The organism is Mycobacterium sp. (assembly GCF_049280035.1).
GTDB lineage: Bacteria > Actinomycetota > Actinomycetes > Mycobacteriales > Mycobacteriaceae > Mycobacterium.
Window position 1 is genome coordinate 1 of record NZ_JBAPPI010000203.1, and the last position, 6,542, is coordinate 6,542.

The window sequence follows — 6,542 nt, forward strand, 5'->3', positions numbered from 1 at the left end:
TCCCAGCGCTGGCCGACGAGCCAGAGTTGGCGCGCGCGGCATCCGAATCCGGCGAGGTGACCGCACTGGCGGTGCGGGCGGACCGCATTCCGGCCGCGGTGCCCTCGGTAGAGAGCCGCACCGACCGGCTGCACGGGCAGATACCGTTCGTACTGGGTGCCGTCCGGGCGCGGCGGTTTCTGGTCCCGATAGCCGATGGCGAGTCCATATCGCTGTGGCTGGTGGACGGCGGCGACCCGGGCATAGGGATTCACCCCCGGTCGCTGCTGGACCGTTCCAGGGACGTGGCCGATGTCGTGCTTGACGACGTCGCGGCACGCCGGCTCGAGCTCGACCCGGCCGCGACGATCAGCGAAATCGCGGCCCGGGCAGCGGTTCTGGTCGCAGCCGACGCACTGGGCGCATCGGAACGAATGCTTCAACTCGCCGTCGACTACAGCAAGCAACGCCAGCAGTTCGGTCGGCCGATCGGCTCGTTCCAGGCGGTCAAGCATGCCGCCGCGCAGATGCTGGTCACCGTGGAGTCCTCGCTGTCGATCGCCTGCTACGCGGCGCAATCGGTGGAGGAAGGTTTGTCTGACCGCGCGATCCACGCGGCCGTCGCTAAGGCGCAGGTCACCGGCGGGGCCGTCGAACTCGCCGACAGCGCGCTGACTCTCCATGGCGCGATCGGCTACACCTGGGAACACGATCTGCACCTCTTCTACAAGCGGGCCAAGCTCGACCGGGTGCTATTCGGCACACCGGCGGCGTGGAACGAGCGCATCGCGGACGCGCTGCCGCTACTGCCCGTCACGGCATGACCGTGCGCAGGTGACCGGGACCTCAGTAAACGGGCTTTCATTTTGGTCTGTCCATTAGTATGATTAGTCCTTAGCCTATTCCCAACAGTCGTCGAGTGGAGAGCGTTGTGGACTTCCAGTTGAGCGATGACCAGCAGACGATCCGCGCTGCGGTCGCTGAACTGGCAGCCAAGTTCGACGACCACTACTGGATGACCAAAGATCAACGGCACGAGTTCCCGACCGAGTTCTACGACGCGTTCGCCGAGGGCGGCTGGCTCGGCATTACCACACCAGAGGAATACGGGGGCCATGGGTTCGGCATTACCGAGGCATCCATTCTGCTGGAGGAGGTCGCGGCCAGCGGCGCCGGGATGAACGGCGCCAGCTCCATGCACATGTCGATATTCGGCATGCATCCGGTGATCGTGCATGGGTCCGAGGAGCTCAAATCGCGCACCCTGCCCCGAATCGTCACCGGTGACTTGCACGTCTGTTTCGGCGTCACCGAGCCGGGCGCGGGACTGGACACCACAAAGATCACCACGTTTGCGCGGCGCGAGAGCGATCACTACGTCGTCAACGGGCGCAAGGTATGGATCTCCAAGGCGTTGGAGTCGGAGAAGGTCCTGTTGCTAACTCGCACCACGAAATTCGAGGACGCAACCCGCAAAACGGATGGCATGACCCTGTTTCTGACCGACCTCGATCGCAGCAAGGTCGAGATTCGCCCGATACCTAAGATGGGCCGAAACGCGGTGTCCTCCAATGAGTTGTTTATCGATGGCCTCGAGATCCCCATCGAGGACCGTGTCGGCGAGGAAGGCCAGGGTTTCCGCTACATCCTCGACGGGCTGAACCCCGAGCGTTGTCTCATCGCCGCCGAGGCGCTAGGCATTGGGCGTGCGGCGCTGCGTGCGGCGGTGCGGTACGGCAACGAGCGTGTTGTATTCGGTCGGCCGATCGGAATGAACCAGGGACTGCAGTTTCCGCTGGCCGACTCGCTGGCCCGGCTGGACGCCGCCGAGCTGATGCTGCGCAAAGCCACCTGGCTCTACGACAACGGGAACTCCTGTGCACGCGAAGCCAATACGGCCAAGTACCTGTGTGCCGACGCCGCGTTCGACGCGGCTGACCGCGCACTGCAAACACACGGCGGTATGGGGTACTCGGAGGAGTATCACGTGGCGCGGTACTTCCGCGAGGCCCGGCTGACGCGGATCGCTCCGATCAGCCAGGAAATGGTGCTCAATTACCTGGGCGAGCACGTGCTCGGCCTGCCAAGGAGCTACTGATGACGCAGCAGCGTGACGTCTTCCGGCTCGACGAGCGCTCGGCGCTGGTGACTGGTGCGGGCAGCGGTCTCGGCCAGGCGATCGCCCGTGCCTTCGCCGCCGCCGGGGCCGCCGTTGTGGTGACCGATATCGACAAGGACGCCGCCATGGCCACCGCGGAGTCGATCACCGCCGCCGGCGGTACTGCGCAGCCATTGGTGCTCGACGTGCGCGACTCGGCAGCAGCGAAGGAAGCCGCCGCGGCCGCAGCCGAGCTCGGCGGCGGCGCACTGCACATCCTGGTCAACAATGCCGGCGCCATCGCACCCGCGATGTTCGCGGACCTTTCCGAGGAGAAGTTCCGCCGTATCATCGACATCCACCTGATCGGCAGCTTCGTGTGCAGCCAGGCCGCATTGCACCACATGCGGTCCGACGGCACCGGGCGGATCATCAACGTCACTTCAGCGGCCGGCCTCACCGGGACCATCGGCCAAGCGAACTACGGGGCCGCCAAGGCAGGCATCGTCGGTCTGACGAAGTCGCTGGCTCGTGAGCTGGCACGCCAGTCGATCACCGTCAACGCCGTCGCGCCACTGGCCGCGACGCCCATGACGGAAAATATCCGCAGCAACGAAAAGCTGGCCGCGAAAACCCTGGCCCGAATTCCCCTGGGCCGGTGGGCCTTCCCGGACGAGATCGCACCGACATTTGTCTTCCTGGCCTCAGACGCCGCGTCCTACATCACCGGGCAAGTGCTGCCAGTCGACGGTGGGACGGTGATCTGATGCGCCACAAGGTAACAGGACCCTTTGCCTCGACGGGCCGCGAGGTCTACATCGCCGAGGCGGTACGCACCCCGATAGGCAAATCGCATCCCGAGCGTGGGTGGTACCGCGACATTCACCCCAACGCAATGCTGGCCGCCTGTTACACCGAGCTGGTCAGACGCACCGAAATCCGACCCGCCGTGGTGGAAGACCTGGTGATCGGCTGCACCGCCCCGTTCGGTGAACAGTCCCGCAATATCGCCCGCAACGCGTGGCTGCAGGCGGGCTATCCGCCCGAGGTACCGGCCACCACGCTGGACCGGCGCTGCGGCTCGGCGCAGACCGCGGTGGAAATGGCTGCGGCGCTGGTGGCCTCGGGCACGCACGACGTTGTCATCGCCGGCGGTGTAGAGCACATGAGCCACGTCCCCATCGACTCCCCCGCCAAGGTCTCCGAACTCTACGGCGACCCGTGGCCGGCCGAGCTGCGCGACCGCTACGCCTTTGTGCACCAAGGTGAAAGCGCCGAGCTGATCGCCGACCGTTGGGAGCTGGGCCGTGAGGAGATGGATGCCTTCGCGGCGCGGTCGCACCAGAACGCTGCCAAGGCCATCGCCGACGGCCGCTTCGTCACCGAGATGGTGCCGATGACACTCGACGGCCAGACCCGCTACGCCGATCAGTGCGTGCGCCCGGAGACCACAGTGGAAACACTGGCCAACCTCAAACCGGTGTTCCGCAAGGAAGGTGGGCGAATCACCGCTGGGTCGTCCTCGCCGATCAGCGACGGCGCCGCGGCAGTGCTGCTGTGCTCCGGCGACGCCGTGCACCGGCTCGGATTGCGGGCGCGTGCCCGCATTGTCGACCAGACCACCGTCGGAGTCGATCCGATCATCATGCTGACCGGGCCCATTCCGGCAACCCGGAAGTTGTTGCAGCGCAACACTCTCAGCATCGATGACATCGACCTGTTCGAGGTCAACGAGGCGTTCTCCTCAGTGGTGCTGGCATGGCAGCGCGAGCTGCGTTCCGACATCGACCGCGTGAACGTCAACGGTGGTGCGATCGCGCTGGGTCATGCCGTCGGTGCGACCGGGGCCAGGCTGATCGCCACCCTGATCCCCGAACTCGAACGCCGCGAGGCCGACCTCGGCCTGGTGACGATGTGCTGCGGCGGGGGCCTTGGGACGGGAACCTTGATCCAACGGGTACCGACGTGATCGATTTCAGACAATTCCTGTCCCGCGATGACGGAGTCTGGTGGGGTCAGGCCGCCGCGGAGCCGCGTCCGTTGGTCGACGCGCTGATCTTGCAGAGTCCCCGGATCGGTCCGATCCGCACGTTCACCGGGCTGAGCTGGAACGACCAGCTCGCCATCACGATGCCCGGCCGGATGTCGATGGTGTCCTATGGCGGGCTCGGCGAGCTTCGGGAGCTGAGCCGGTCCGGGCGCCTGGACGTAGTGCCGTGCCACTATTCGGCGCTACCGCGGATGTTCGCCGAACGCCGGCTGCCCTGTGATGTCGGCCTGATGCAGGTGTCCGCACCTGACCGAAACGGGATGTGCTCTTTGGGCATCGGTGTCGACTACGTCGCCGATGCGATGCGGCACACGCCGGTGCTCATCGCCGAGATCAACCAGAGGATGCCGGCCACGGTTGGCACCCAACGAATTCCGCTCGACCGGTTCGCCGCGACCATCAGCACAGACCGGCCGCTGGCCGAAGATCCCACCCGCGCACCGGGTGTCACCGAGCAGCGCATCGCCGCCCACGTCGCCGAGCTGATCGACGACGGAGATACCGTGCAGTTGGGAGTCGGCTCGCTGGGCGCCGCGATGCTTGATGCGCTGGCCGAACACGAGGATTTGGGATTTCACACGGGCATGGTCACCGACGGGCTGCTCCGGCTGGTCGACAAAGGCGTGGCGACCGGCAGCCGCAAGGAGATCGACCCCGGACTGATTGTGGCCGGCACCGCGCTTGGTACGGCTGAGCTGTACCACCGGGTGCCCGAGCTTCCCGCCAGGTTCCTGCCAACCAGTTACACCCATAGCCCGCAGGTGCTTTCGCAGTTGCACTCGCTGGTTTCGGTGAACTTCGCAGTCGAGGTCGACCTGAGCGGGCAAGTGGGCGCCGAGGTCAGCCGCGGCGTATATATCGGCGCTGTCGGCGGGCAGGTGGACTTCACCCGGGCCGCCGCGCTCACCGGCAAACGTTCGATTATCGCGTTGCGGGCCACATCGGGCGGCCAGTCCACGATCAAAGCCGCACTCGATGGGGGGGTGGTCACCACCACGCGGTCCGACGTCGACACCGTCGTCACCGAATACGGCGTCGCGCATCTGCGTGGCTGCAGCTTAAGGGAACGGGCCCGACGAATGGCCGCCATCGCCGCCCCCGAGTTCCGCGACCAGCTTGACCGCGAAAGGAGCACATTGTGAGTAGATTGCCCGCGCATGTCGATATCCGCGAGGTGGGTCCGCGCGACGGCTTCCAGAACGAACCGGAAACCATCGCCACCGCCGACAAGATCGATCTGATCAACCAGCTGGGCCGGACTGGCCTGCGCCGCATCGAGGTTGCCAGTTTCGTGCGACCAGACGTCATCCCCCAGCTGTCCGACGGCGTCGAGGTGCTGCGCGGCATCGATGTGCCCGAATACGTGTCGCTGATGGTGCTGGTGCCCAACAGCAAAGGACTCGACAACGCGCTCAAGGTGCGCGAGACCTTCTCCGAGGTCGCGATCTTCGTCAGCGCCTCGGAGACACACAACAAGAAGAACGTGAACCGAAGCATCGCCGAATCGATGGCCGACAACGAGGTCATCGCCAAGCGCATCGTCGCCGAGGATCTGCGCTGCGCCGCCGTCATCGCGACCTCCTACGGTTGTCCGTTTGAGGGCAAGGTGCCGATGAAGCGGGTGCTCGACATCGCTGAGCAATTCGCTGCCGCGGGCGCCAGCGAGGTCGGGTTCGGCGACACCACCGGGATGGCCAACCCCGCCTATGTCGGTGAATTCTTCGCTGCCGCTATCGAACGACTGCCCGGTGTCGAGGTCACCGCCCACTTCCACAACACCCGCGGCCAGGGACTGGCCAATGCTTATGCCGCGATGCAGGCCGGGTGCACCAGCTTCGAATCGAGCTTCGGCGAACTCGGCGGCTGCCCGGTGCCGGCCGGTTCGACCGGAAACATCGCCTCGGAGGATCTGATCAGCATGTTCCAGGAGATGGGCGTGTCCACCGGGGTATCGCTGCCGGCCATGATCAACGCGGCCCGCGCCGCTCAGAGCGTGCTCGGCCGCAAACTGACCAGCCACTCCATCGTCGCCGGTCCGATCGACTGGGTACCGAACCCCAGCGCTCCGTCCTGCCGTTAGACCATCCCATCACTCATCTCAAAGGAGAGAACAGATATGACCAACCGCGTCGCATTCGTCACCGGCGGAGCCCAAGGCATCGGCCAAGGAATCTCTGAAACCCTGGGCGCCAACGGGTTCCGGGTCGCTGTCGCCGACCTCAACCTGGAGGCGGCCGAAGCCACCGCAAAGCGCATTGCCGAGTCCGGCGGCGAAGCCATCGCGGTTCACGTCGATGTGACCGACACCGACTCGGTACGCGGCGCGGTCAAGACCGTCGCCGCCGAACTCGGGGACATCGAGATCGTGGTCAACAACGCCGGCTGGGACGACTTCATGCCGTTCTTGAAAACTTC

At 65.6% G+C, this 6,542-nt stretch carries 7 protein-coding genes; all 7 read left to right on the forward strand.

All coding sequences use genetic code 11. The features are described from left to right. A partial coding sequence (locus WAN71_RS06620) for an acyl-CoA dehydrogenase family protein (protein ID WP_422224568.1) occupies nucleotides 1-803 on the forward strand: 803 nt, incomplete at its 5' end. 107 nt (nucleotides 804-910) lie between these two features. Further along, on the forward strand, nucleotides 911-2,077 hold the full coding sequence (locus WAN71_RS06625) for an acyl-CoA dehydrogenase family protein (RefSeq protein WP_422224573.1): 1,167 nt from the start codon (nucleotides 911-913) through the stop codon (nucleotides 2,075-2,077). After that, nucleotides 2,077-2,844 (forward strand): SDR family NAD(P)-dependent oxidoreductase, encoded by a 768-nt coding sequence (locus WAN71_RS06630; RefSeq protein ID WP_422224569.1) that lies wholly within the window; start codon nucleotides 2,077-2,079, stop codon nucleotides 2,842-2,844. The genes WAN71_RS06625 and WAN71_RS06630 overlap by 1 nt, the downstream gene beginning before the upstream one ends. After that, nucleotides 2,844-4,046: a thiolase family protein gene (locus WAN71_RS06635; RefSeq protein WP_422224570.1), complete on the forward strand. Its 1,203-nt coding sequence runs from the start codon at nucleotides 2,844-2,846 to the stop codon at nucleotides 4,044-4,046. Before WAN71_RS06630 ends, WAN71_RS06635 begins: the two co-directional genes overlap by 1 nt. Next, nucleotides 4,043-5,269 (forward strand): acetyl-CoA hydrolase/transferase family protein, encoded by a 1,227-nt coding sequence (locus WAN71_RS06640; protein WP_422224571.1) that lies wholly within the window; start codon nucleotides 4,043-4,045, stop codon nucleotides 5,267-5,269. Before WAN71_RS06635 ends, WAN71_RS06640 begins: the two co-directional genes overlap by 4 nt. Further along, a complete protein-coding gene (locus tag WAN71_RS06645; RefSeq protein ID WP_422224574.1) occupies nucleotides 5,263-6,207 on the forward strand; it encodes a hydroxymethylglutaryl-CoA lyase in 945 nt (314 codons plus the stop codon). The genes WAN71_RS06640 and WAN71_RS06645 overlap by 7 nt, the downstream gene beginning before the upstream one ends. A 36-nt stretch (nucleotides 6,208-6,243) precedes the next feature. Further along, nucleotides 6,244-6,542 (forward strand): SDR family NAD(P)-dependent oxidoreductase (locus WAN71_RS06650; RefSeq protein ID WP_422224572.1); only part of this gene is annotated, 299 nt, incomplete at its 3' end.